The organism is Streptomyces sp. ML-6, assembly GCF_030116705.1.
Taxonomy (GTDB): Bacteria; Actinomycetota; Actinomycetes; order Streptomycetales; family Streptomycetaceae; genus Streptomyces.
On the sequence record NZ_JAOTIK010000001.1, the window covers coordinates 6,074,251 to 6,098,954 of the forward strand.

14 protein-coding genes are annotated in these 24,704 nt (G+C 71.4%); 10 read left to right on the forward strand and 4 right to left on the reverse strand.

All coding sequences use genetic code 11. From position 1 onward, the window contains the following. Nucleotides 1-3: 3 nt before the first annotated feature. Nucleotides 4-2,637: a SpoIIE family protein phosphatase gene (locus OCT49_RS26955; protein ID WP_283854381.1), complete on the reverse strand. Its 2,634-nt coding sequence runs from the start codon at nt 2,635-2,637 to the stop codon at nt 4-6. 413 nt (nt 2,638-3,050) lie between these two features. Between OCT49_RS26955 and OCT49_RS26960 the strand changes: the two genes are divergently transcribed. From OCT49_RS26960 to OCT49_RS27005, 10 genes are all read left to right on the forward strand, one after another. Continuing rightward, a complete protein-coding gene (locus OCT49_RS26960) occupies nt 3,051-8,480 on the forward strand; it encodes a HAMP domain-containing hybrid sensor histidine kinase/response regulator (protein WP_283854382.1) in 5,430 nt (1,809 codons plus the stop codon). Nucleotides 8,481-8,724: 244 nt separating this feature from the next. Further along, nucleotides 8,725-9,396 (forward strand): response regulator, encoded by a 672-nt coding sequence (locus tag OCT49_RS26965; RefSeq protein ID WP_148839729.1) that lies wholly within the window; start codon nt 8,725-8,727, stop codon nt 9,394-9,396. Nucleotides 9,397-9,737: 341 nt separating this feature from the next. Then, the gene (locus OCT49_RS26970) at nt 9,738-12,527 is read left to right on the forward strand and encodes a DNA translocase FtsK (protein WP_283854383.1); all 2,790 of its coding nucleotides are present in this window, start codon (nt 9,738-9,740) and stop codon (nt 12,525-12,527) included. 206 nt (nt 12,528-12,733) lie between these two features. Beyond that, entirely contained in the window at nt 12,734-13,531 is a 798-nt protein-coding gene (locus OCT49_RS26975; protein WP_283854384.1) for a helix-turn-helix domain-containing protein, read from the forward strand. A gap of 143 nt (nt 13,532-13,674) precedes the next feature. Beyond that, the gene (rimO, locus tag OCT49_RS26980) at nt 13,675-15,144 is read left to right on the forward strand and encodes a 30S ribosomal protein S12 methylthiotransferase RimO (RefSeq protein WP_283854385.1); all 1,470 of its coding nucleotides are present in this window, start codon (nt 13,675-13,677) and stop codon (nt 15,142-15,144) included. Continuing rightward, a complete protein-coding gene (gene pgsA, locus OCT49_RS26985; RefSeq protein ID WP_283854386.1) occupies nt 15,141-15,848 on the forward strand; it encodes a CDP-diacylglycerol--glycerol-3-phosphate 3-phosphatidyltransferase in 708 nt (235 codons plus the stop codon). The genes rimO and pgsA overlap by 4 nt, the downstream gene beginning before the upstream one ends. Continuing rightward, nucleotides 15,845-16,354 (forward strand): CinA family protein, encoded by a 510-nt coding sequence (locus OCT49_RS26990; RefSeq protein ID WP_283854387.1) that lies wholly within the window; start codon nt 15,845-15,847, stop codon nt 16,352-16,354. Before pgsA ends, OCT49_RS26990 begins: the two co-directional genes overlap by 4 nt. A 109-nt stretch (nt 16,355-16,463) precedes the next feature. After that, nucleotides 16,464-16,847 carry a helix-turn-helix domain-containing protein gene (locus OCT49_RS26995; protein ID WP_283854388.1) on the forward strand — a complete coding sequence of 128 codons (384 nt, stop codon included), beginning with the start codon at nt 16,464-16,466 and terminating at the stop codon, nt 16,845-16,847. A 455-nt stretch (nt 16,848-17,302) separates the two neighbouring features. Next, complete coding sequence (locus OCT49_RS27000) at nt 17,303-17,494, forward strand: CsbD family protein (RefSeq protein WP_283854389.1); 192 nt, start codon at nt 17,303-17,305, stop codon at nt 17,492-17,494. Nucleotides 17,495-17,957: 463 nt separating this feature from the next. Beyond that, the gene (locus OCT49_RS27005; RefSeq protein WP_283856039.1) at nt 17,958-18,332 is read left to right on the forward strand and encodes a hypothetical protein; all 375 of its coding nucleotides are present in this window, start codon (nt 17,958-17,960) and stop codon (nt 18,330-18,332) included. Here OCT49_RS27005 and OCT49_RS27010 read toward each other — a convergent pair. From OCT49_RS27010 to OCT49_RS27020, 3 genes are all read right to left on the reverse strand, one after another. Beyond that, on the reverse strand, nt 18,280-19,044 hold the full coding sequence (locus tag OCT49_RS27010; RefSeq protein WP_283854390.1) for an SDR family NAD(P)-dependent oxidoreductase: 765 nt from the start codon (nt 19,042-19,044) through the stop codon (nt 18,280-18,282). The two genes, OCT49_RS27005 and OCT49_RS27010, sit on opposite strands and share 53 nt — an antisense overlap. Before the next feature lie 81 nt (nt 19,045-19,125). Further along, on the reverse strand, nt 19,126-19,932 hold the full coding sequence (locus tag OCT49_RS27015) for a DNA-formamidopyrimidine glycosylase family protein (protein WP_283854391.1): 807 nt from the start codon (nt 19,930-19,932) through the stop codon (nt 19,126-19,128). A gap of 85 nt (nt 19,933-20,017) precedes the next feature. Continuing rightward, nucleotides 20,018-24,673, reverse strand: a complete 4,656-nt coding sequence (locus OCT49_RS27020; RefSeq protein ID WP_283854392.1) for an Lhr family helicase — start codon at nt 24,671-24,673, stop codon at nt 20,018-20,020. Nucleotides 24,674-24,704 lie beyond the last annotated feature (31 nt).

A 24,704-nucleotide genomic window follows, 5' to 3' on the forward strand; every position in this document is an offset into this window, starting at 1 on the left:
GAGTCAGGCGGTGGGGGGTTCGGGGACGCGCATGGCGAGGATGGCCATGTCGTCCGAGGCCGGTTCGGCGGCGAAGCGCTCGACCGCCCGCAGGATGCGTGCCGCCACCGCACCCGCCGTCAGACCGGTGCACGTGGCCAGGACGTCCGCCAGGCCGTCGTCGCCCAGCATGCGGGAACCCTCGCGGCGTTCCGTGACCCCGTCCGTCACACACAGCAGGACATCGCCCGGGGCGAGGGTGACCGTCTGCTCGTACAGTTCGAGATCCTCGATGACGCCCAGCAGGGGCTGCGGTTCGGCGGCCGACTCGACCGAGCCGTCCTGGCGCAGGCGCAGCGGCAGCGGGTGCCCCGCGCAGACCACCTTCAGGAGGGCGCTGCCGTCCTCCTGGGGCCACAACTCGCCGTACAGAAGGGTGAGGAAACGGCTGCGGGAACCCTCGTCCAGGATGGCGGCGTTCAGCCGCTCCAGGACGGCGGGGCCGCCGAAGCCCTCGCGGGCGAGGAGGCGCAGGGCGTGGCGGGCGAGGCCCGTCACGGCCGCGGCCTCCGGACCCGTGCCGCAGACGTCGCCGATGGCGAAGCCGTAGGCGCCGTCACGGATCGGGAAGACGTCGTAGAAGTCGCCGCCGACCTCGTTGCCCTCGCCCGCCGCGCGGTAGATGACCTCGATCTCGACGTTGGGGACCTCGGGCAGCCCCGGCGGCAGCAGGCTGCGCTGCAGGGACTGGCTGATCGCCATGCGCTCCGAGTACAGGCGGGCGTTGTCGAGGGCGAGGGCGGCCCGCCGGGACAGGTCCTCGGCCAGTTCCAGGATCTCCTGGCGGAAATGGTCGTCGGAGGGCTTCCCGAGCGTGAGCATGCCGATGACGCGGTTGCGGGCGACGAGGGGCAGGACCACCGTCTCCCCGCCCACCGCGGCCGCGGTGGCCAGCGTCATGCGGATGCCGGAACCGAGCCCGCCCGGCTCGCCCAGCCTGCCGGTCTCGCCGAGCCCCAGCGTGCGCATCGAGCTGCGCATGGCCGCCTGGTGGGCGGCCTCGGAGGGGGCCGTCCAGACGCGGGCGCCGGGAGTCGGCACGGGGTCCGGGGGAGCGATCCTGGAGAGCAGGGCCTTGAGGCCGTCGATGCGTTCCTCGTCTTCGTGCAGCACATAGGAGAGGTGGGGCTCCGACGCCTGGTCGGCGATCGTGTAGACAGCGCACCAGGTGGCCAGTGTGGGAACCGTCATCTGGGCCATCAGTGCCAGGGTCTGGTCCCGGTCGAGGGTGCCGGCGAGCAGATCGGACGCCTCGACGAGGAAGGACAGGGAACCGCGGCGGAGACGTTCCAACTCGCCCAGGCGGGCCGACTCGACGGCCAGCGCGATGCGGTCGGCGGCGAACTGGAGGCGCAGCGCCTCCTCGTTCGAGTAGCGGCCGGCGGCCTCGGCGGCGACCCCCAGGGAGCCCGTGAGCCGGCCCTCGACCTTCAGCGGCACGGTGACGACGGAACGCATTCCGGTGGCGTCGAGCAGGGGGACCGCGCCCGGGACGTTGTCGAGGTCCTCGTGGACGGCGGGCATCCGGGCGGAGCCGTACCGGCCCGTTCCGGCCTCCACCGGCACCCGGGCGAAACGCTGGCGGGCCGAGGGCAGCCCCGTGGTGGCCCGTACCTCCAGCTCCGTCTCGTCGTCCGTGGCCAGCAGCAGGAAGGCCGAATCGGCGTCCAGCATGTCGCGCGCCCGCTCGACCGTGCGCTGGAGCAGGCCGTCGAGGTCGTCCGGGGCGGGGGAGCCGATGAAGATCTCGAACGGGTCGGTCTTTCCGCTCTCGACGTTCACGTCCGACACCGGCGTGCGGGCCGGGGACTGGAGCACGGCGCGCTCGTAGTCGCGGACCAGGAGACAGACGGTGGAGGGCTCGCCGTGGGTGTCGCGGACCCGCAGGTGCGAGGCGTAGACGGGGACGACACGTCCGTCGGCGCCCCGGATCCCGTAGCTGCCCTCCCAGCGCGAGAGCTGGAGGGCGTCGACGATGCCCGTGTTGGTGCCGGGCGTTTGGGGCCAGGCCGTGAAGTCGGTGAGCTGCTTCCCGGTGACCTGGTCCGCGGAGTGGCCGAAGAGGAACGTGGCGTCCTCGTTCCACGCCGCGATGGAGCCGGAGCTGTCGATCTGGATGACGGCGACCCGGACCCGCTCGTCGGCGACCGGGAGCAGGCCCACGGGGAGCAGGGGACCGGCGGAGCGGATGCCCACCGGGCGTTCGGGAAGGTCGAGCTGGAACCAGACGTGCTTGCGGGCGGGCGAGTACTCCACGCCCCACCGGGTGGCGAGCGCCGCGCAGAGCAGCAGACCGCGGCCATTCTCCCGGTCCGGGCCGGCGAAGGAGGGCCCCGTGCTCTGGAGCGGGATCTCGCGTTCCGGATAGTGGTCGGAGACCTCGATCCGGACACCGTCCTCGGTGCGCAGGCACAGCACGTCCGCGGCGGTGCCCGCGTGGATCACGGCGTTGGTCACCAGCTCGCTGGTGAGGACGACCGCGTCGTCGACGACATCCGCGTAGCCCCACCCCTGGAGGGTGTCCCGGACGAAGGCACGGGCGGTCGCGACGGAGCGCCCGACCGGGTCGAAGGTGGCGGCCGCACGCGCGGTGATCACAGCACTCCCCATATGGTGTCTCGTCGCTTCCCCGAGTCCTGTGCCCGTTTCTTGCCGCTTCGATTCGCCTGCCAGGCTAGACGCTCGGCCTCGGTGCCGGGTACACGAGGGCCGACTTCGGACAGGACCGGGCAGGAACGGACAGGTGACCGGACAAGTGCGGGCTTTCGGCCAGAGGGACGGGGGACAGCCTCCGGAGGTTGCCCCCCGCCCGTATCGCGCCTGGTACGTTTCAACGATTTGACGTCCGCATGGTCACCCGTCGACGGTGGGCAGTGGCGATGAGCCGAAGAAGAACTGGGCAAGTTCCCAGACAGGACCCGAGCTATACGGTCAACCCCTGCGGGAGGGACACGGTGGAGTCTGGCGTGGCGGCGCGGGGAACGAACACGCGCACAAAAGGCGGACAGTCCGTGAAGAAGCAGCGCAATGGAACCATCGACGTCGACGCGGCGGCGCTCAACAGGCTGTTGGCGGGCCTGGTGGCGATGCGCGACGGCAATTTCCGCAGGCGTCTGACCGTAGCGGGCGACGGCACGATGGCGGAGATCGCGGCGGTCTTCAACGAGGTCGCCGACCGCAATCTCCACCTCACCAACGAGCTGGCCCGGGTGCGGCGGGTGGTGGGGCGCGAGGGGAAGCTCACCGAACGGCTGGAGACCGGTGCCTGCGAGGGCTCCTGGGCCGCCGCGATCGACGCCTCCAACGCCCTGGTCGACGATCTGGCCCGCCCGGTCTCGGAGGTCGGGCGGGTGCTGTCGGCGGTGGCCGACGGTGATCTCGAGCAGCGGATGGAACTGCGGTCGCACACGGCCGACGAGACGGTGCGGCCGCTGCGGGGCGAGTTCCTCAAGGTCGCCCGTACGGTCAACAGCCTGGTCGACCAGCTGTCGGCGTTCACCGAGCAGGTGACGCGGGTCGCGGTCGAGGTCGGCACCGAGGGCAAGCTGGGCGGGCAGGCCCAGGTGCGGGGGATGTCCGGGTCGTGGAAGGACCTCACGGACTCCGTGAACACCATGGCGTACCGGCTGACCGCGCAGGTGCGGGACATCGCTCTCGTGACGACGGCGGTGGCCAAGGGCGACCTGTCGCGGAAGGTCACCGTCCATGTGGCCGGCGAGATGCTCCAGCTGAAGAACACCGTCAACACGATGGTCGACCAGCTGTCCTCGTTCTCCTCCGAGGTGACGCGGGTCGCCCGTGAGGTGGGCACGGAGGGCGAACTGGGCGGGCAGGCGACCGTGCCCGGGGTGGCCGGGGTGTGGAAGGACCTCACCGACTCCGTCAACACGATGGCCGGGAACCTCACCTCCCAGGTGCGCGGGATCGCCGAGGTCACCACGGCCGTGGCCAACGGCGACCTGACCCAGAAGGTCACGGTGAGTGCCCGCGGCGAGGTCGCGCAGCTGGCCGAGACCATCAACCAGATGACCGATACGCTGCGGATCTTCGCCGACGAGGTGACCCGGGTGGCCAGCGAGGTCGGCGGCGAGGGCCTGCTCGGGGGCCAGGCGAAGGTGCCGGGTGCGGCGGGCACCTGGAAGGACCTCACCGACTCGGTGAACACGGTCTTCCGGAACCTGACGACCCAGGTGCGCGACATCGCGCAGGTGACCACGGCGGTGGCCAACGGAGATCTGTCGCGGAAGGTCACCGTCGACGTGGCCGGCGAGATGCTCCAGTTGAAGAACACCGTCAACACGATGGTCGACCAGCTCCAGGCCTTCGGTTCGGAAGTGACCCGGGTGGCCCGTGAGGTCGGCATCGAGGGGCGGCTCGGGGGCCAGGCGGAGGTGCCGGGTGCGGCGGGTACCTGGAAGGACCTCACCGACTCGGTGAACGCGGCGTTCCGCAACCTCACCGGGCAGGTGCGCGACATCGCGCAGGTGACGACCGCGGTGGCCAACGGCGATCTGTCGCGGAAGGTCACCGTCGATGTCGCGGGCGAGATGCTGGAGCTGAAGAACACCGTCAACACGATGGTGGCGCAGCTGTCCTCGTTCGCCGACCAGGTGACGCGGATGGCACGCGACGTGGGCACGGAGGGCCGGCTCGGCGGTCAGGCCGAGGTGGACGGCGTCTCCGGTACGTGGAAGGACCTCACCGACTCCGTCAACTTCATGGCGGGGAACCTGACCTCCCAGGTGCGCCAGATCGCCCAGGTGACCACGGCGGTGGCGCAGGGTGACCTGTCGCAGAAGATCGACGTGGACGCGCGCGGCGAGATCCTGGAGCTCAAGAACACCATCAACACGATGGTCGACCAGCTGTCCGCCTTCGCCGAGCAGGTGACCCGGGTGGCCCGCGAGGTGGGCACCGACGGGCGGCTCGGCGGTCAGGCGCAGGTGCCCGGCGTGGCCGGTGTGTGGCGCGATCTGACCGACTCCGTGAACGGCATGGCCGGCAACCTCACCGCCCAGGTTCGCAACATCGCGCAGGTCGCCACGGCGGTGGCGCGGGGCGACCTGTCGCAGAAGATCGACGTGGACGCCCGGGGCGAGATCCTGGAGCTCAAGAACGTCCTCAACACGATGGTGGACCAGCTCTCGAACTTCGCCGAGCAGGTCACCAGGGTGGCCCGCGAGGTGGGCACGGAGGGCATTCTCGGCGGCCAGGCCGAGGTGCAGGGCGTGTCCGGTACGTGGAAGGACCTCACCCAGTCCGTCAATGGCATGGCGAACAACCTGACCCTTCAGGTCCGCAACATCGCCGAGGTCACCACCGCGGTCGCCAACGGAGACCTCTCCAAGAAGATCACCGTCGATGCCAAGGGCGAGATCCTCGAACTGGTCACGACCGTCAACACGATGGTCGACCAGCTGCTCAACTTCGCCGACGAGGTGACCAGGGTGGCCCGCGAGGTGGGCACGGAGGGCATCCTCGGCGGCCAGGCCCGGGTGCGCGGCGCGACCGGCATCTGGAAGGACCTCAGCGACAACGTCAACCTGATGGCCAACAACCTGACCAGTCAGGTGCGCAACATCTCCCGGGTCTCGTCCGCGGTGGCCAACGGCGACCTGACGAAGAAGGTCACCGTCGAGGCGCGCGGCGAGGTCGCCGAACTGGCCGAGACCGTCAACACGATGGTGAAGACGCTGTCCTCGTTCGCCGACGAGGTGACGCGGGTCGCCCGTGAGGTGGGAACGGAGGGGGAGCTGGGCGGCCAGGCGCAGGTGTCGGGCGTCTTCGGCACGTGGAAGGACCTCACCGAGTCGGTGAACTCGATGGCGTCCAACCTGACCGGTCAGGTGCGCCAGATCGCCGCGGTCACCACGGCGATCGCCAAGGGCGACCTCACCAAGAAGATCGACATCGATGCGCGCGGCGAGATCCTGGAGCTGAAGAACACCATCAACACGATGGTCGACCAGCTGTCCTCGTTCGCGGAGCAGGTGACCAGGGTGGCCCGTGAGGTGGGCACGGAGGGGCAGCTGGGCGGCCAGGCCCGGGTCCGGGACGTCGACGGCACCTGGCGCGACCTGACCGAGTCGGTGAACGAGATGGCCGGCAACCTCACCCGTCAGGTGCGGGCCATCGCGGCCGTCGCCACGGCGGTGACCCGGGGCGATCTCAACCTGAAGATCGACGTGGACTCGGCGGGCGAGATCCAGGCCCTGCAGGACAACATCAACACGATGATCGCCAACCTGCGCGACACCACGGCGACCAACAAGGAACAGGACTGGCTCAAGGGCAACCTGGCCCGGATCTCCGGCCTGATGCAGGGGCGCCGCGACCTCGACGACGTGGCCTCGCTGATCATGAGCGAGCTGACCCCGGTCGTCTCCGCGCAGCACGGCGCGTTCTTCCTGGCGATGCCCACCGGCGACACCGACGCGGTGGGCGTCGACAGCGACGAGGACAACGCGTACGAGCTGCGGATGAGGGGCAGTTACGGGTACTCGGCGGGCTCGATGCCGACGTCCTTCCGGCCCGGTGAGACGCTCATCGGCACGGCCGCGGAGGAGAAGCGGACCATCCAGGTGGACAACGTCCCGCCGGGGTACCTGAAGATCTCCTCCGGCCTCGGCGAGGCGCCGCCCGCCCATGTGATCGTGCTTCCGGTGCTCTTCGAGGGGAAGGTCCTCGGCGTGATCGAGCTGGCGTCGTTCCAGCCGTTCACCCACATCCAGCGGGACTTCCTCAACCAGCTCGCCGAGATGATCGCGACGAGCGTCAACACCATCAGCGTCAACACGAAGACCGAGAAGCTCCTCGAACAGTCGCAGAAGCTGGCCGAGCAGCTCCGGGACCGGTCGAAGGAGCTGGAGAACCGGCAGAAGGCGCTCCAGGAGTCCAACGCCGAGCTGGAGGAGAAGGCCGAGCTGCTGGCCCGGCAGAACCGCGACATCGAGGTCAAGAACACCGAGATCGAAGAGGCCCGGCAGGTTCTGGAGGAGCGCGCCGAGCAGCTCGCCGTCTCGATGCGCTACAAGTCCGAGTTCCTGGCGAACATGTCGCACGAACTGCGCACGCCGCTCAACTCGCTGCTCATCCTGGCCAAGCTGCTCGCGGACAACGCCGAGGGGAACCTCTCCCCGAAGCAGGTGGAGTTCGCCGAGACGATCCACGGGGCCGGTTCGGACCTGCTCCAGCTGATCAACGACATCCTCGACCTGACGAAGGTCGAGGCGGGCAAGATGGACGTCAGCCCGACCAGGATCGCGCTGGTCCAGCTGGTCGACTATGTGGAGGCGACCTTCCGGCCGCTCACCGCGGAGAAGGGGCTCGACTTCTCCGTACGGGTCTCGCCGGAGCTCCCCGCGACGCTGAACACGGACGAGCAGCGGCTGTTGCAGGTGCTGCGCAACCTGCTGTCCAACGCGGTGAAGTTCACCGACAGCGGGGCGGTCGAGCTGGTGATCCGGCGTGCCGACCAGGACGTTCCCAACGCGATCCGGGAGCAGCTCCTGGAAGCCGGTTCGCTGACCGAGGCGGACGCCGGGCTGATCGCCTTCTCGGTCACCGACACGGGCATCGGGATCGCCGCCAGCAAGATGCTGGTGATCTTCGAGGCGTTCAAGCAGGCGGACGGCACGACCAGTCGCAAGTACGGCGGTACGGGGCTCGGGCTGTCCATCAGCCGGGAGATCGCCCGGCTGCTGGGCGGTGAGATCCACGCGGCGAGCGAGCCGGGCCGCGGTTCGACGTTCACGCTCTACCTGCCGCTGCACCCGGCCGAGCTGCCGTCGCAGGGATACCCGCAGATCGGTCCCGGAGACGCCGGGGAGGCCGGTGGCGAGGCCGCGGAGGGCGCGCTTCCGCAGATCGGTTCCGGGCCGGACCGGACCACCACGGCGCCGGAGCCGTCCGGCGCGGCCGGGGTGGCGCCGTACCGCCGCAGGAGCGCGGGCGGCGGGGAGCGCCGCCCCGCCCTGCCGCCGCGGACCGCCGCGCCGGCGGCCGAGCCGGAGCCGTGGGCGCTCGTCGGGCAGGAGGAGCCGGAGGTCCGCAGGACGTTCCGGTTCCGCGGCGAGAAGGTGCTGATCGTCGACGACGACATCCGCAACGTCTTCGCGCTCACCAGCGTGCTGGAGCAGCACGGCCTCACGGTGCTCTACGCGGAGAACGGGCGGGTGGGCATCGAAGTCCTGGAGCAGCACGACGATGTGACGGTCGTACTGATGGACATCATGATGCCGGAGATGGACGGTTACGCCACGACAACGGCGATCCGCCGGATGCCGCAGTTCGCCGGGCTGCCGATCGTCGCGCTGACCGCGAAGGCGATGAAGGGGGACCGGGAGAAGGCGATCGAATCCGGTGCTTCCGACTACGTCACCAAGCCTGTCGATCCCGATCATCTTCTTTCCGTCATGGAGCAGTGGATGCGAGAAGAGTGATCGTTGATGGAGAGAAATGTGATGAGTTGTTGATCGGTTGTGCTCGTAGGGGTGTGAGGACGCGGCATGCGGGGAACCTTCTGGTCTCCCGCCGCGTTTCTTCTGCGTGCACAGTGACATCGCGGTGACAGGGTGTGGCGACGGTCGGGGTGCGGCTACCATGACCGGCACAAGGACGGACGGCGCAAGGGAGTCGTCCCCTGGGGCGGCGCCCGGTGCAATTCCGGGGCGAGGAGGACGGGCCATGGTGCAGAAGGCCAAGATCCTCCTGGTCGATGACCGGCCGGAGAATCTGCTGGCGCTGGAGGCCATCCTCTCTGCGCTCGATCAGACACTGGTACGGGCATCGTCAGGGGAGGAAGCGCTCAAAGCGCTGCTCACGGACGACTTCGCGGTCATTCTGCTGGACGTCCAGATGCCGGGCATGGACGGTTTCGAGACCGCCGCGCACATCAAGCGGCGGGAGCGGACCCGGGACATCCCGATCATCTTTCTCACCGCGATCAACCACGGCCCGCACCACACCTTCCGGGGTTACGCGGCGGGCGCGGTGGACTACATCTCGAAGCCGTTCGACCCGTGGGTGCTGCGGGCCAAGGTCTCGGTCTTCGTCGAGCTGTACACGAAGAACTGCAAGCTGCGCGAACAGGCGGCGCTGCTGCGGCTCCAGTTGGAGGGCGACACCGGCGCGGACGACCAGGACAGGGAGCCCGCCGGGCTGCTGGCCGAACTCTCGGCGCGGCTCGCGGCCGTCGAGGAACAGGCCGAGGCGCTCTCCAAGCAACTGGACGACGAGTCCGCGGACGCCGCGGCGGTGGCCACCGCCGCCCATCTGGAGCGCAAGCTGACCGGGCTGCGCCGGGCGCTCGACGCCCTGGAGCCCGGCACGGGAAGCGGCAGCCCCCTTCCCTCCTGACGCCGTACGCACGGGGCCCTGACCGGGACCGTCGGCGAGCGGGTCGAGCGCGTCGTGCGAGGCCGTACGGCCCGCTCGCCGACGACTGCGGCCGCCGGACGGTTCGGGAACGTGACGCGGTCGTGCGGCACGACTTCCGGCCGGGGAAGGGCGGTTGCCGGGACTCCGGCCCAACTCTCCTTCCCGCTCGGCCGTTCCACCGGCCCCTCGCGCGGAAAAGTGCGGAATCCGAGCCTCCGGCAGTGAGGCCGCGTCAGTTCGCGTCCTCCGTACAGCGACACGGACGGGTGAAGCAGCAGGCACACGTGTTCACGGCCGTCGACACAGGTAACCTCGGCACCATGGCCTCACGTACGTCCGGCAAGGGTTCCCAGGGCACGGCGGGCACCGCGAAGCGCGCCGGCCGTACCCCGGGGCCGGCCAGAAAAGCCGCTCCGGCGAAGAAAGCCGCGCCCGCGAAGAAACCCGCCGCGAAGAAGACCGCGCCCGCGAAGAAGGCCCCCGCCAAGAAGACGGTGGCCAAGAAAGCCGCCGCTCCCAAACCCGCGCCGTCGCCCACCGCCGGTGTGTACCGCGTGGCGCGCGCCGTCTGGCTCGGTGCGGCCCACGCCGTCGGCGCGATGTTCCGCGGCGTGGGACGCGGCGCCAAGGGGCTCGACCCCGCGCACCGCAAGGACGGCGTCGCGCTGCTGCTGCTCGGCCTCGCCCTCATCGTCGCCGCGGGCACCTGGTCGAACCTGCGCGGCCCCGTCGGCGACCTCGTCGAGATGCTCGTCACCGGCGCCTTCGGCAGGCTCGACCTGCTCGTGCCGATACTGCTCGGCGCCATCGCCGTACGGCTGATCCGCTATCCGCAGAAGCCCGAGGCCAACGGCCGTATCGTCATCGGACTGTCCGCCCTGGTCGTCGGGGTGCTCGGACAGGTGCACATCGCGTGCGGCTCGCCCGGCCGGAACGACGGCACCACCGCGATGCAGGACGCCGGGGGGCTCATCGGCTGGGCGGCCTCCAAACCGCTGGTCCACACGATGGGCGAAGTCCTCGCGGTCCCCCTGCTGTTCCTGCTCACCGTCTTCGGGCTGCTGGTCGTCACCGCCACCCCGGTGAACGCCATCCCGCAGCGCCTCCGGCTGCTCGGCACCAGGCTCGGCCTCATTCACCCCGATCCCGAGGAGGACGAGGAGAACGACGACGAGCGCTACGACGAGCAGTGGCGCGAGGCACTGCCCGCCCGCTCCCGCCGCTCCACGGCACGCCGCTCCGAGGACTCCGCCGAGTACGACCCCGAGCAGGCCGAGGCCGAGGCGCTCTCCAAGCGCCGCAAGCCGCGCAAGGCCGTCGCGCAGCCCGCGACGAACCGCACCATGGACGCGGTGGACGTGGCCGCCGCCGCGGCCGCCGCGCTCGACGGGGCCGTGCTCAACGGAATGCCGCCGTCGCCGCTCGTCGCCGATCTCACGCAGGGCGTCTCCGTCGAGCGCGAACGTCCGGGCACACCGGTGCCCGGCGCCAGGGAGGGCGAGCCCTCCTTCGGAGGGGGGAAGCGGGAGAAGCGGCCGACACCCCCGGGCGGCGTGCCCGACCTGACGAAGGCCGTCCCCGACTCGCAGTCCCAGCCGCTGCCGGCCCGTGCCGAGCAGCTCCAGCTCTCCGGCGACATCACCTACTCACTGCCCTCGCTCGACCTGCTGGAACGCGGCGGCCCCGGCAAGACCCGCAGCGCCGCCAACGACGCGATCGTCGCCGCGCTGACGAACGTCTTCACCGAGTTCAAGGTCGACGCCGCCGTCACCGGCTTCACCCGCGGCCCGACGGTCACGCGATACGAGGTGGAGCTCGGCCCCGCGGTGAAGGTCGAGCGGATCACCGCGCTCGCCAAGAACATCGCGTACGCCGTCGCCAGCCCCGACGTGCGGATCATCTCCCCGATCCCGGGCAAGTCCGCGGTCGGCATCGAGATCCCCAACACCGACCGGGAGATGGTCAACCTCGGTGACGTGCTGCGCCTGGCGGACGCCGCCGAGGACGACCACCCGATGCTCGTCGCGCTCGGCAAGGACGTCGAGGGCGGCTACGTGATGGCGAACCTGGCGAAGATGCCGCACGTGCTGGTGGCCGGTGCGACCGGTTCCGGCAAGTCGTCCTGCATCAACTGCCTGATCACCTCGATCATGGTGCGGGCGACCCCGGACGACGTCCGCATGGTCCTGGTCGACCCCAAGCGCGTCGAGCTGACCGCGTACGAGGGCATCCCGCACCTGATCACGCCGATCATCACCAACCCGAAGCGCGCCGCCGAGGCGCTCCAGTGGGTGGTGCGGGAGATGGACCTGCGGTACGACGACCTCGCCGCGTTCGGGTACCGGCACATCGACGACTTCAACCAGGCCGTCCGCAGCGGCAAGGTCAAGCCGCCGGAGGGCAGCGAGCGCGAGCTCTCGCCCTACCCGTACCTGCTGGTGATCGTCGACGAGCTCGCCGACCTGATGATGGTCGCCCCGCGCGACGTGGAGGACGCCATCGTCCGCATCACCCAGCTGGCCCGCGCCGCCGGCATCCATCTGGTGCTGGCGACCCAGCGGCCGTCGGTCGACGTGGTCACCGGCCTGATCAAGGCGAACGTGCCCTCCCGGCTCGCCTTCGCCACCTCCTCGCTGGCCGACAGCCGGGTCATCCTGGACCAGCCCGGCGCGGAGAAGCTCATCGGCAAGGGCGACGGCCTGTTCCTGCCCATGGGGGCCAACAAGCCCACCCGCATGCAGGGCGCCTTCGTCACCGAGGACGAGGTCGCGGCCATCGTCCAGCACTGCAAGGACCAGATGGCCCCGGTCTTCCGCGACGACGTCGTGGTGGGCACGAAGCAGAAGAAGGAGATCGACGAGGACATCGGCGACGACCTCGATCTGCTCTGCCAGGCCGCCGAACTGGTCGTCTCCACCCAGTTCGGCTCCACCTCGATGCTCCAGCGCAAGCTGCGGGTCGGCTTCGCCAAGGCCGGCCGGCTGATGGACCTGATGGAGTCGCGGAACATCGTCGGACCGAGCGAGGGGTCCAAGGCGCGCGACGTCATGGTGAAACCGGACGAGCTGGACGGGGTGTTGGCGCTGATCCGCGGGGAATCCGCCCCGTAAGGGAAGTACGGGCAACCGTTTCGCCGGGTCGTACGTCAACTTGGGGGGAAGGGCGGCAGAATTGTCCTTCCCCGGGCGGTGCGGCGGATTCGGGGCGATGTTCGATTCCGATGGAGGACAAAGTCCTTCCTCCCGGTTGCCCCACCCTTTCGTACCCCCCCTAGACTGAACACCCAGCAGGTGGCTCACGCTCGAAAGGCGCCCCCGTGTCCATCGGCAACTCCCCCGAAGACGACCGGCCTTCGATCGGTCGAGTGCTTCAGCAGGCTCGCATCGCCGCAGGTCTCACGGTCGAAGAGATCAGTTCGTCCACCCGGGTGCGCATCCCCATCGTGCACGCGATCGAAGCGGACGACTTCTCCCGCTGCGGCGGCGACGTGTACGCCCGCGGCCATATCCGTACGTTGGCCCGTGCCGTCCGGCTCGATCCGGAACCGCTGGTCTCGCAGTACGACGCCGAGCACGGCGGCCGTCCCGCGCCCACGCCCGCGGCACCGCTGTTCGAAGCCGAACGCATCCGTTCCGAACCCCGTCGGCCCAACTGGACGGCGGCCATGGTCGCGGCGATCGTCGCCGTCGTCGGCTTCGTCGGTTTCACCGCCTTCAAGGGCGACGACGACACCCCGGCCACCCGGGTCGCCGAGGGCCCGGCGCCCGCCAAGAAGACCCCCGCCCCGAAGACCGGCAAGCCCGTCGACCCCAAGCCGGAACCGTCCGACAGTGCCATCGCCGCGGCCCCCAGGGACAAGGTGACCGTGCGGCTCGACGCCACCCAGGGCAAGAGCTGGATCTCGGCCAAGGACCACAACGGCCGGCTCCTCTTCGACGGTCTGCTGCTCCAGGGCCAGTCCAAGACCTTCCAGGACCAGGAGCGGGTCGACCTCGTTCTCGGGAACGCCGGTTCGATCGAGCTCTTCGTGAACGGCAAGAAGATCGAGGACGAGTTCCAGCCCGGCCAGGTCGAACGGCTCTCGTACACGAAGGGCGACCCCGCGGTCGGCTGACGCGTACACGATCGCATTTCGGGCGCCGTCCGTACCCGGTGGGCACCCGGCCGACGGCCGGGTGCCCACCGCTTTCTCCACCCGGAGCGACGGCGCAACCCTGCGCGGCAGGGCCAGTGCCGGGACAAAGTAGTCTTGAGCCCATGCCCGAACGCCGTACCGTCGCCCTTGTCACCCTTGGCTGCGCCCGTAACGAGGTGGACTCGGAGGAGCTTGCAGGCCGCTTGGCAGCGGACGGCTGGGAGCTCGTCCAGGACGCCTCCGACGCCGATGTCGCCGTCGTCAACACGTGTGGATTCGTCGAAGCCGCCAAGAAGGACTCCGTCGACGCCCTGCTCGAAGCGAACGATCTGAAGGATCACGGCAGAACTCAGGCCGTGGTCGCCGTCGGCTGCATGGCCGAGCGCTACGGCAAGGACCTCGCCGAGGCCCTGCCCGAAGCGGACGGAGTGCTCGGCTTCGACGACTACGCCGATATCTCGGACCGCCTCCAGACCATCCTCAACGGCGGCATCCACGCCTCGCACACCCCGCGCGACCGCCGCAAGCTGCTGCCGATCAGCCCGGCCGAGCGACAGGACGCAGCCGTGGCGCTGCCGGGGCACGCCCAGGAGGCCGCCCCGGCCCCCGAGGACCTCCCCGAGGGCGTGGCCCCGGTCTCCGGCCCCCGGGCGCCCCTGCGCCGACGGCTGGGCACCAGCCCCGTCGCCTCCGTGAAGCTCGCGTCCGGCTGCGACCGCCGCTGCTCCTTCTGCGCGATTCCGTCCTTCCGCGGGTCCTTCATCTCGCGGCGCCCCTCGGACGTGCTCCAGGAGACCCGCTGGCTGGCCGAGCAGGGCGTCAAGGAGGTGATGCTGGTCTCCGAGAACAACACCTCCTACGGCAAGGACCTCGGCGACATCCGGCTGCTGGAGACGCTGCTGCCGGAGCTCGCCGACGTCGAGGGCATCGAGCGGATCCGGGTCAGCTACCTGCAGCCGGCCGAGATGCGGCCCGGCCTCATCGACGTGCTGACCTCGACGCCCAAGGTCGCGCCCTACTTCGACCTGTCGTTCCAGCACTCGGCGCCCGGCGTGCTGCGGGCGATGCGGCGCTTCGGGGACACCGACCGCTTCCTGGAGCTCCTGGACACCATCCGGAGCAAGGCCCCGCAGGCCGGTGCCCGCTCCAACTTCATCGTGGGCTTCCCCGGCGAGACCGAGGCGGACCTCGCGGAGCTGGAACGCTTCCTCACCGGCGCCAGGCTCGACGCCATCGGCGTGTTCGGCTACTCCGACGAGGAGGGCACCGAGGCGGTCGGCTACGACAACAAGCTGGACGCCGACGTCATCGCGGAACGGCTCGCGCACATCTCGCAGCTGGCCGACGAGCTGACCTCGCAGCGCGCCGAGGAGCGCCTCGGGGAGTCGCTCCACGTGCTGGTCGAGTCCGTGGACGACGAGGACGGAGCGGTGGGGCGCGCGGCGCACCAGGCTCCCGAGACGGACGGCCAGGTGCTCTTCACCACACGCGAGGGCCTCGTTCCCGGCCTTATGGTCGAGGCAAAGGTCGTGGGCACCGAAGGAGTGGATCTGGTGGCCGAGTGTTCCGGACTCGTGGAGGCGGCCAGATGACGGGAGCCCCGGCATCCGCGGCAGGTGGATCCGGCGCGAAGCCGGTCCGCGGCGGCAAGCTGGGCGCGGCGGCCGTAAATCAGGCCAGCCTGTGGAACATCGCCAATCTGCTCACCATGCTGCGGCTGGTGCTGGTGCCCGGCTTCGTCATGCTACTGCTGCACAACGGCGGGTACGACCCGGCCTGGCGGTCCTTCGCCTGGGCGGCCTTCGCCATCGCCATGATCACCGATCTGTTCGACGGCCACCTGGCACGCACATACAACCTGGTCACCGACTTCGGGAAGATCGCCGATCCGATCGCGGACAAGGCGATCATGGGCGCGGCGCTGATCTGTCTGTCGTACCTCGGGGATCTGCCCTGGTGGGTCACGGGGGTCATCCTCTTCCGCGAGCTCGGCATCACGCTGATGCGTTTCTGGGTGATACGGCATGCGGTGATTCCGGCCAGTCGCGGCGGGAAGATGAAAACCCTGGCGCAGGGAACGGCCGTCGGGATGTATGTTCTGGCGCTGACCGGTCCGCTCGCCACTCTGCGCTTCTGGGTGATGGCGGTGGCCGTCGTCCTGACGGTCGTCACCGGACTCGACTACGTGCGTCAGGCCGTCGTGCTGCGCCGTCGGGGACTCGCGGCCGAGCGGGCGGAAGCCGCACGGGCCGCCGGGGCCCGGAGCGACCGCGACTCGGCGGAGGCCGAGCGGTGACTGCCGCGGCCCGGGTGCTGGAACTGCTCACGGAGCGGGGCGAGACACTTGCCGTCGCCGAGTCACTGACCGGCGGTCTGGTGGCGGCGGAGCTGACGTCCGTACCCGGGGCCTCGCGTTCCTTCCGCGGGTCCGTGACGGCGTACGCGACGCCCCTGAAGCGGGACCTGCTGGGCGTCGACGGCGCCCTGCTGGCGGAGCGCGGGGCGGTCGACCCGGAGGTGGCACGGCAGATGGCGGTCGGGGTACGCCGCGCTCTGGGGACGGACTGGGGGATGGCGACCACCGGGGTCGCGGGCCCCGATCCGCAGGACGGCAAGCCCGTCGGCACGGTCTATGTTGCGGTGGCCGGGCCGGACGGCGCGGAGAAAACGGCCGCGCTGCGATTGAACGGCGGGCGGGCGGACATTCGTAAAGAGAGCGTGCGCAGCGTGCTCGCATTGCTGTCCGCCGAACTCGGCAAGAACGCAAGGGCACAGGATACGGAACAGAACGGGGGGACTTGATGTTTGCAGCCCTGAGTGAACACGACATCGCTCCCCGCACGGCCGCGGCGCAAGGCGGTACGGTGGGGCGTGAAGGATGCGGCTACGCGGTCCGAGGAGGGAGCCACCGATGATTCTGCTCCGTCGCCTGCTTGGTGACGTGCTGCGTCGGCAGCGCCAGCGCCAAGGCCGTACTCTGCGCGAAGTCTCCTCGTCCGCCCGAGTCTCGCTCGGCTATCTCTCCGAGGTGGAGCGGGGGCAGAAGGAGGCGTCCTCCGAACTGCTCTCCGCCATTTGCGACGCGCTTGATGTACGGATGTCCGAGCTCATGCGTGAAGTGAGCGATGAGCTGGCACTGGCCGAACTGGCCGAGTCGGCAGCAGCCACTGATCCGGTCCCCGTGCCGGTGCGGCCCATGCTCAATTCCGTCTCCGTGACGTCGGTGGCAGGTGTGCCGACGGGCCGGGTGACCATCAAGGCGCCCGCGGAAGCGGTGGATGTCGTCGCCGCCTGATCCACCCGGTCGGGCCTGGTGTCGTGGCCCCGGTCGTCCCCTGGAGGGGCGGCCGGGGCTTCTGCATGTTCTCCGTATGCCTCCCGGCCTTCTTCGTCGGCCCGGCCGGGCCTTCTCCGCCCTGTCCGTCGGGCCTTTTCCGTGGCTCGACGGGGCCGGGGGAGAGGCGACGGCCGGTGGGGCGGGGCTCTTTCGGGCGGGTTCTTTCCGAGGCGTGGGTGGGGCCGGGGCGGGGCGATTCCAGGGTGGTCGATTTGTGGCACTCGTCCCCTCGTGGGTGAATGTTCGGGACGAGGGAGCCTGCTGAGCCCGGGGCGGCCCGTGCCGTCCGCTCGCGTGCAGGAATCTGCATCGGCTCCACCTCGTCCGGGTGCAGGATCCTGCACCCGTCCCGCCGCGCCCCGCTCCGTCAGGAACGGTGCGGAGCGCTGCCGCTACCTCCCGAAGGAGTCGCAATGGTCGACGAAGGCGCCAAGGGCAAGATCAAGGGCAAGGCCAAGGAAGCCATGGGCAAGATGACCGGCGACCGGCGCAAGGAAGCCGAGGGCAAGATGGACCAGGCCAAGGGTCGGGCCAGGAGCGCCATGAGTGACGCCGAGAAGCGGGCGAAGGACATGGGGAGCTCGCGTCGCGACGACGAGCGCTGACCGCTGACCGCACTCTTGCCGAGCCCCCACCCGATGCGGTGGGGGCTCGGTGATGCCGGGGCGGGGCTCCCGCACGGCTCCGGTGCGGATGGTCGGGGCCGTTCTGCGCGGGGTCTGGGCGGGAGCGGCGCGGTTCGCCCCGCATCCGCCCCGCCCGCCCCGCATCCGCTCCGCTCCGTTCCGGAGCGGATGCGGGGCGGGCGGTGTCGGGTGAGACTGCGGAGAACGGGACGGTTGCGGGCCGTACGGGTCCGGGCGGGCCCAGGTCGCGACCGGGCGGGCGCGGTGCGCTTCGGGATTTCAGGGCTCTCCGGGGCTCGTCGGCACTCTCTGAGGCTTCCCGGGGTTCTCCGGGCGAGAGCGCGCAGTGGTCCGTGGTTGCGAACGGGGCGCCGGTGGTACGCCCCGATGCGCCCTCCCGTCGATGAACGCGCCGCACTAGGTTCGGCCGGAGGAGGCAGCCATGGTACGGCGATGGGTGCCGGCGCTCGTTCTCGGCGGGGTGTGGTGGTGGGCCGTGCTGCGGCTCGTGCTGGAACCGGCCCATGCGGGGCTTGTCGAGGGTGTGGTGGCGGCGGGCGGATGGGGGCTGAGCCTGCTGCCCGTGCACGTGGCTGCGGCCGCCCGGTCGGCGGGGATGCGCAGGGCCGGCGGGCGGGTGGTCCCGGGCTTCCCCGGCGTCGAGGACGCGGGCGAGGGCATGGGGCGGTGGCCGGCCGCCGCGGTGCGGTGGGTGCGGCATTGGCACTTCGTGGGGGTGCGGTGCGTGGTGCGCGGCGGGCGCATCACCAGGGCATGGCTACGCCGCCGTTCGGGCGGAGGATCTGGCCGGTCATGAAGGCCGACGCGGCGGAGGCGAGATGAAGCACGGTGTGGGCGACGTCCTCGGGTTCGCCGACCCTTCCCAGCGGTGGGAGCCGCGCCATCGCGGCCTCCGTCCGGTGCTGCTGCTCCATGTCGTGGCGGGCCGTCATGGGCGTACGGATCCAGCCCGGGGCGACGGCGTTGACCCGGATGCCGTGCGGCCCCAGCTCGGTCGCCAGGGTCCTGGTCAGCTGGACGACCGCCGCCTTGGCCGCGCTGTAGCAGAGCAGTCCCGGAGCGGCGGCGTCGACCGCCCCCGAGGCCATGGTGACCAGGGAGCCCGGTGCGCCGCGCGCGATCATGCCGCGCGCCACTTCCCGGCAGGTGTACAGAACCCCCTTGAAGTTGACCGCGAGCACGCGATCGAGGTCCTCGTCCGCGGTGTCGAGGACGCTGCTCGTGTGCATGACCCCGGCGACGGCGACCAGGATGTCCAGGTCGCCCGCGGCGGCCACCGTCGCCCGGACGCGGTCGCTGTCGGTGACGTCGAGGACATGGGTGCGGGACGTGCCGCCCGCCGCGGTGATCAGGTCCCCGGTCTCCGCCAGGCGCTCCTCGTCGCGGTCGGCGCAGTGCACGGTGGCACCCGCGGTCGCGAGCAGAAGGGCGCAGGCGCGGCCGATGCCGCTCGCCGCGCCGGTGACGAACGCGGTGCGGTCCGTGAGGTCGTACGCGATGCGGGGCATGTCCGGACGGTACGACCAGATCTGACGGTCCGTCAACCAATGGTGCGGGGGTCTTGGGTGCGCCTCCACCCGTGGGGCGTCTCAACCCGTGGGGCCCGACTGGCAGTGCGGACACCAGTAGGTGGGGCGGGTGCCCTGATCCGCGACGCGCACGGGGGTGCCGCAGCGCAGACAGGGGCGGTGGGCCCTGCCGTAGACCCAGAGCCGGTCCTTCGGGCCCTGTCCGCGTGGCGCGGTCCGTGTGGTCGTGGTGGTGCGCACGGGGCGGTCCCGGTTGGCTTCGAGGAGCTGTTTGGCCGTGGTGACCAGGCGGGCGGCGACAGGGGCGGGCAGTTCTCCGGCCGGGAGCCAGGGGGTGACGCGGGCGAGGAAACAGAGCTCGGCCTTGTAGACGTTTCCGATTCCGGCCAGGTTGCGCTGGTCCAGCAGGGCTTCGCCGAGGGGGCGGCCGGGGTCGGCGAGCAGATTGCGCAGAGCCTTCTCGGGGTCCCAGTCGGGCCCCAGCAGATCGGGACCGAGACGACCGACGGCCTTCCCCTCGTCCCGGGTGCGGAGGAGTTCGAGCACGGGCAGCCGGTAACCGACCGCGGTGTGCTGCGCGTTGGCGAGGACGGCGCGGATCTGGTGGGCGGGGCCGCCGCGCCAACGCTCGCCCGCGGCGTGGACGCGCCAGGCCCCGTCCATCCGGAGGTGGCTGTGCAGGGTGAGCCCGCCCTCGACGCGGATGAGGATGTGCTTGCCGCGCGGAACGACGTCCAGCACCGTCCGGCCGGTGAGGTCGGCGGTGGCGAATCGGGGCACACGCAGGTCGAAACGGGTCAGGGTCCGGCCGGCGAGCGCGGCCCGCAGCCGCTGGGCGGTCTGCAGGACGGTGTCTCCTTCGGGCATGCCTCCATGATGCGGGGCATGCCTCCGCCACGCTGCGGGGCACGTCTTCGCGTCTGCCGGGACGCGGGGCTCGGCCGTCGGTGGTTCAGGCGCGCAGACGGAGTCCTCTCGGGGTCGCGAGGAAGCCGGCCGCCTCCAGCGTGCGGCCGAGCGGGGAGGTCAGGGCCGGGGCGCCGTTGGCGCGCTCCACGGTGACCGTGCCGAGGGCCCCCGCCCGGGCTGCCGCCGCCAGCGCCCCGGCCGCCGCGAGGAGGGCGGGGTCGTCCGGATCGGTGGGCCAGGCGAGCAGTGTCTTGCCGCCGCGCTCCATGTACAGCGTCAGCTCGCCGTCGACCAGGACCACCAGGGCACCGGCCTTGCGGCCCGGTTTGTGCCCGGCGCCGTCCGGCGGTTCGGGCCAGGGCAGCGCCGCGCCGTAGGCATTGGCCGGATCCGCCGCCGCGAGGACCAGGGCGCGGGGCGCGACGCCGGGCTCCGCACGGTCGAGGGCGGTGGACGTGGCGCGCAGCCGGTCGACCGCGCCGTCCATCGCGAACTGGGCCGCCCCCAGCCCCTCGACGACATAGCCGCGCCGGGCCTGCCCGTTGTCCTCGAAGGCGGAGAGGACGCGGTACGCCGCGGAGAAACCGCCCTCGACCCCTTCGGCCTGGACCGCGCCGCGGGTGACCACCCCGTGGCGGTCCAGGAGCGTACGGGCCAGGGCATGCGCGCGGTGGGTGGGATCGGGCTCGGCCGAGGGCAGCAGGGACCAGCGGCCCGAGACGGTCGGCGGACCCGTCCGGGAAGCGGGCCGGGTGGCGGCGGTGAGCGATCCGTAGCGTCCGCGCGGGACGTTCCGCCTGGCGCGGTGGGCCGTCGACCCGGCGGTGCGGCCGGAACCCAGGAGCGAACGCAGCGGCGCCAGCGTGTCGTTGGTGAGCCGGCCCGACCAGGCCAGGTCCCAGATGGCGTCGGCCAGTTGCGGATCGGTGCAGTCCGGGTGCGTGGTGGCGCGGGCCTGGTCGGCGATCTGCCGGAAGAACAGCCCGTACCCGCCGGCCAGGGCGGTCAGGACGGATTCGTGCAACGCGCCGAGTTCGAGCGGGTGCGGGGGCGGGAGCAGCAACGGCGCGCTGTCGGCGGGGTAGAGGGACAGCCAGCCGTCCTTGCCCGGCAGGGCGCCCGCACCGGCCCAGACGATCTCGCCGGTGGTGGTCAGTTCGTCGAGCAGCGCCGGGGTGTAGTCCGTCACCCGGCCCGGCAGGATCAGCTTCTCCAGCGCCGATGCCGGGACGGGCGCCCCCTGCAACTGCTCGACGGCGCGGGCCAGCCCGTCGATTCCGCGCAGGCTGTTGCTGCCCAGGTGCTGCCACTGCGGAAGGAAGCCGGCGAGGGCGGCGGCCGGGACGGGCTCCAGCTCGTGCCGGAGGGCGGCGAGCGAGCGGCGGCGCAGTCGGCGCAGCACGGTGGCGTCGCACCACTCCTGGCCGATGCCGGCCGGGTGGAACTCGCCCTGGACGAGCCTGCCGGACGCCGAGAGCCGTTGCAGCGCCCCGTCCGTGACGGCCGTGCCCAGACCGAACCGGGTGGCGGCCCCGGCGGAGGTGAACGGACCGTGCGTACGGGCGTACCGGGAGAGGAGGTCGCCGAGGGGGTCCTTCACCGGTTCGGTGAACGCCTCGGGGACACCGACCGGGAGGGCGGTGCCCAGCGCGTCCCGCAGGCGTCCCGCGTCCTCGATCGCGGCCCAGTGGTCCGCCCCGGCGATCCGGACCCGGATGGCCCGGCGGGCGGCGGCCAGCTCCGGCGCCCAGGCCGGGTGGGCGCCGCGCCCGGCCAGCTCCGCGTCGGTGAGCGGGCCGAGGACCCGGAGAAGATCGGCAACGCCCTCCGCGTCCTTGACCCTGCGGTCCTCCGTCAGCCACTGGAGTTCCTGCTCCAGCTCGGTCAGGACGTCCGCGTCGAGCAGTTCGCGCAGCTCCGCCCGGCCGAGGAGCTCCGCCAGCAGCTGGGAGTCGAGGGAGAGGGCGGCGGCCCGCCGTTCGGCCAGGGGCGAGTCGCCCTCGTACAGGAACTGGGCGACGTAGCCGAACAGGAGGGAACGGGCGAAGGGCGAGGGCTCCGGGGTGGTCACCTCGACCAGCCGGACACGGCGTGCTTCGAGGTCGCCCATGAGTTCCGTGAGCCCGGGCACGTCGAAGACGTCCTGGAGGCATTCGCGGACCGCTTCCAGAACGATCGGGAAGGAGCCGAACTCGGAGGCGACCTGGAGGAGTTGCGCGGCCCGCTGCCGCTGCTGCCAGAGCGGGGTCCGTTTGCCGGGGCTGCGGCGCGGCAGCAGCAGGGCGCGGGCCGCGCACTCGCGGAACCGGGAGGCGAACAACGCCGAACCGCCGACCTGGTCGGTGACGATCTGCCCGATCTCGCCCCGGTCGAACGTCACGTCCGCCGCGCCGACGGGCGGTTGTTCGCTGTCGTACGAGAGGCCGGGGGGCGGTACCGGGCCCCGGGCGGGGTCCTGCGCGGGATCGAAGTCCAGCAGGTCCAGGCCCATCAGGTCGGCATCGGGCAGCCGCAGCACGATGCCGTCGTCGGCGTGCATCACCTGGGCGTCCATGCCGTACCGCTCGGCGAGACGGGCGCTCAGTGCCAGCGCCCACGGGGCGTGCACCTGCGCGCCGAACGGGGAGTGGACGACCACCCGCCAGTCGCCCAGCTCGTCGCGGAACCGCTCCACGAGGATGGTCCGGTCGTCCGGCACATGACCACAGGCGCGGCGCTGCTCGTCGAGGTACGACAGGGTGTTGTCGGCGGCCCGGGCGTCGAGACCGGCGGCCAGCAGCCGCGCGCGGGCGTCCTCCTGCGGGAGCCCGCCGATCTCGCGGAGGAACGCTCCCAGCGCCCGCCCCAGCTCCAGCGGACGGCCCAGCTGGTCGCCCTTCCAGAACGGCAGCCGGCCGGGAACGCCCGGGGCGGGCGACACCAGGACCCGGTCCCGGGTGATGTCCTCGATCCGCCAGGACGTGGTGCCCAGCGTGAAGACGTCGCCGACCCGCGACTCGTACACCATCTCCTCGTCGAGCTCACCGACCCGGCCGCCGCCCTTCTTGGGATCGGCGCCCGCGAGGAAGACCCCGAAGAGCCCGCGGTCGGGAATGGTCCCGCCGGAGGTGACGGCGAGCCGCTGGGCACCGGGGCGGCCCGTGACCGTCCCCGCCACCCGGTCCCAGACCACGCGCGGCCGCAGCTCGGCGAAGGCGTCGGACGGGTAGCGGCCGGCGAGCATGTCCAGCACGGCGGTGAACGCCGACTCGGGCAGGGCGGCGAAGGGCGCGGCGCGGCGGAACACGGCCAACAGGGCGTCCACCTGCCGGCTGTCCATGGCGACCATGGCGACCAGCTGCTGGGCCAGCACGTCCAACGGGTTGGCCGGGATCCGGAGCGCTTCGATGGCGCCCTCGCGCATCCGCTCGGTGACCACGGCAGCCTGCACCAGATCGCCCCGGTACTTCGGGAAGACCACACCGGTGGAGACCGCCCCCACCTGGTGCCCGGCCCGGCCGACCCGTTGCAGGCCGGAGGCGACCGAGGGCGGCGACTCCACCTGGATCACGAGGTCGACCGCCCCCATGTCGATGCCCAGCTCCAGGCTGGAGGTGGCGACCACGGCGGGCAGTCGGCCCGCCTTGAGGTCCTCCTCGACCTGGGCCCGCTGCTCCTTGGACACCGAACCGTGGTGGGCGCGGGCGAGCAGCGCGGGGGCGCCCTTCGCCGCACCCGACTCGGCCATGATCTCGGCGGGGGAGTGGGACTCGGAGAGCGTCTCACCGGTGAGCCGCTCGTACGCGATCTCGTTGAGCCGGTTGCACAGCCGCTCCGCGAGGCGGCGGGAATTGGCGAAGACGATGGTGGAGCGGTGCTGCTGGACGAGATCGGCGATCCGTTCCTCGACATGGGGCCAGATCGACGGCTTCTCCGCCCGGCCGGGCCAGTCGGTGTCGGTGGCGGGGGAGCCGCCGAGCTCCCCGAGGTCCTCGACCGGCACGACCACCGACAGGTCGAACCGCTTGGTGGACGGCGGCTGGACGATCTCCACCCTGCGCCGGGGCGACAGATAACGCGCCACCTCGTCGACGGGACGGACCGTCGCCGACAGACCGATCCGCCGCGCGGGCCGCGGCAGCAGCTCGTCCAGCCGCTCCAGCGACACCGCGAGATGGGCGCCCCGCTTCGTACCCGCCACGGCGTGCACCTCGTCCAGGATCACCGTCTCGACGCCGGACAGCGCCTCCCGGGCGGACGAGGTCAGCATCAGGAACAGCGATTCGGGCGTGGTGATCAGGATGTCCGGCGGCCGGGTCGCCATCGAACGGCGCTCGGCGGCCGGGGTGTCGCCGGAGCGGATGCCCACCCGCACCTCGGGCTCCGGCAGCCCCAGCCGCACCGACTCCTGGCGGATCCCGGTCAGCGGCGAGCGGAGATTGCGCTCGACGTCGACCGCGAGCGCCTTGAGCGGCGACACGTACAGCACCCGGCAGCGCTTCTTCGCCTCGGCGGGCGGCGGGACGGACGCCAGCCCGTCCAGCGCGGCAAGGAACGCGGCGAGGGTCTTGCCGGAACCGGTCGGGGCGACGACCAGCACGTCCGAACCCTCGCCGATCGCGCGCCAGGTACCCTCCTGCGCCGCCGTGGGCGCGCTGAAGGCGCCCGAGAACCAACCGCGGGTCGCGGGGGAGAACGAGTCGAGCACGGAGCCGGCCATGCCCCCCATCGTGCACCCCGGCACTGACAAC

Bases quoted from the DNA above. Each gene is read 5' to 3' on its own strand.
- OCT49_RS26965 (WP_148839729.1), top strand. From the start codon at position 8,725: ATGGTGCAGAAGGCCAAGATCCTCCTGGTCGATGACCGGCCGGAGAAT.
- OCT49_RS27020 (WP_283854392.1), bottom strand. From the start codon at position 24,673: ATGGCCGGCTCCGTGCTCGACTCGTTCTCCCCCGCGACCCGCGGTTGG.
- OCT49_RS26995 (WP_283854388.1), top strand. From the start codon at position 16,464: ATGATTCTGCTCCGTCGCCTGCTTGGTGACGTGCTGCGTCGGCAGCGC.
- OCT49_RS27015 (WP_283854391.1), bottom strand. From the start codon at position 19,932: ATGCCCGAAGGAGACACCGTCCTGCAGACCGCCCAGCGGCTGCGGGCC.
- rimO (WP_283854385.1), top strand. From the start codon at position 13,675: ATGCCCGAACGCCGTACCGTCGCCCTTGTCACCCTTGGCTGCGCCCGT.
- OCT49_RS26970 (WP_283854383.1), top strand. From the start codon at position 9,738: ATGGCCTCACGTACGTCCGGCAAGGGTTCCCAGGGCACGGCGGGCACC.
- pgsA (WP_283854386.1), top strand. From the start codon at position 15,141: ATGACGGGAGCCCCGGCATCCGCGGCAGGTGGATCCGGCGCGAAGCCG.
- OCT49_RS27005 (WP_283856039.1), top strand. From the start codon at position 17,958: ATGGTACGGCGATGGGTGCCGGCGCTCGTTCTCGGCGGGGTGTGGTGG.
- OCT49_RS27000 (WP_283854389.1), top strand. From the start codon at position 17,303: ATGGTCGACGAAGGCGCCAAGGGCAAGATCAAGGGCAAGGCCAAGGAA.
- OCT49_RS27010 (WP_283854390.1), bottom strand. From the start codon at position 19,044: ATGCCCCGCATCGCGTACGACCTCACGGACCGCACCGCGTTCGTCACC.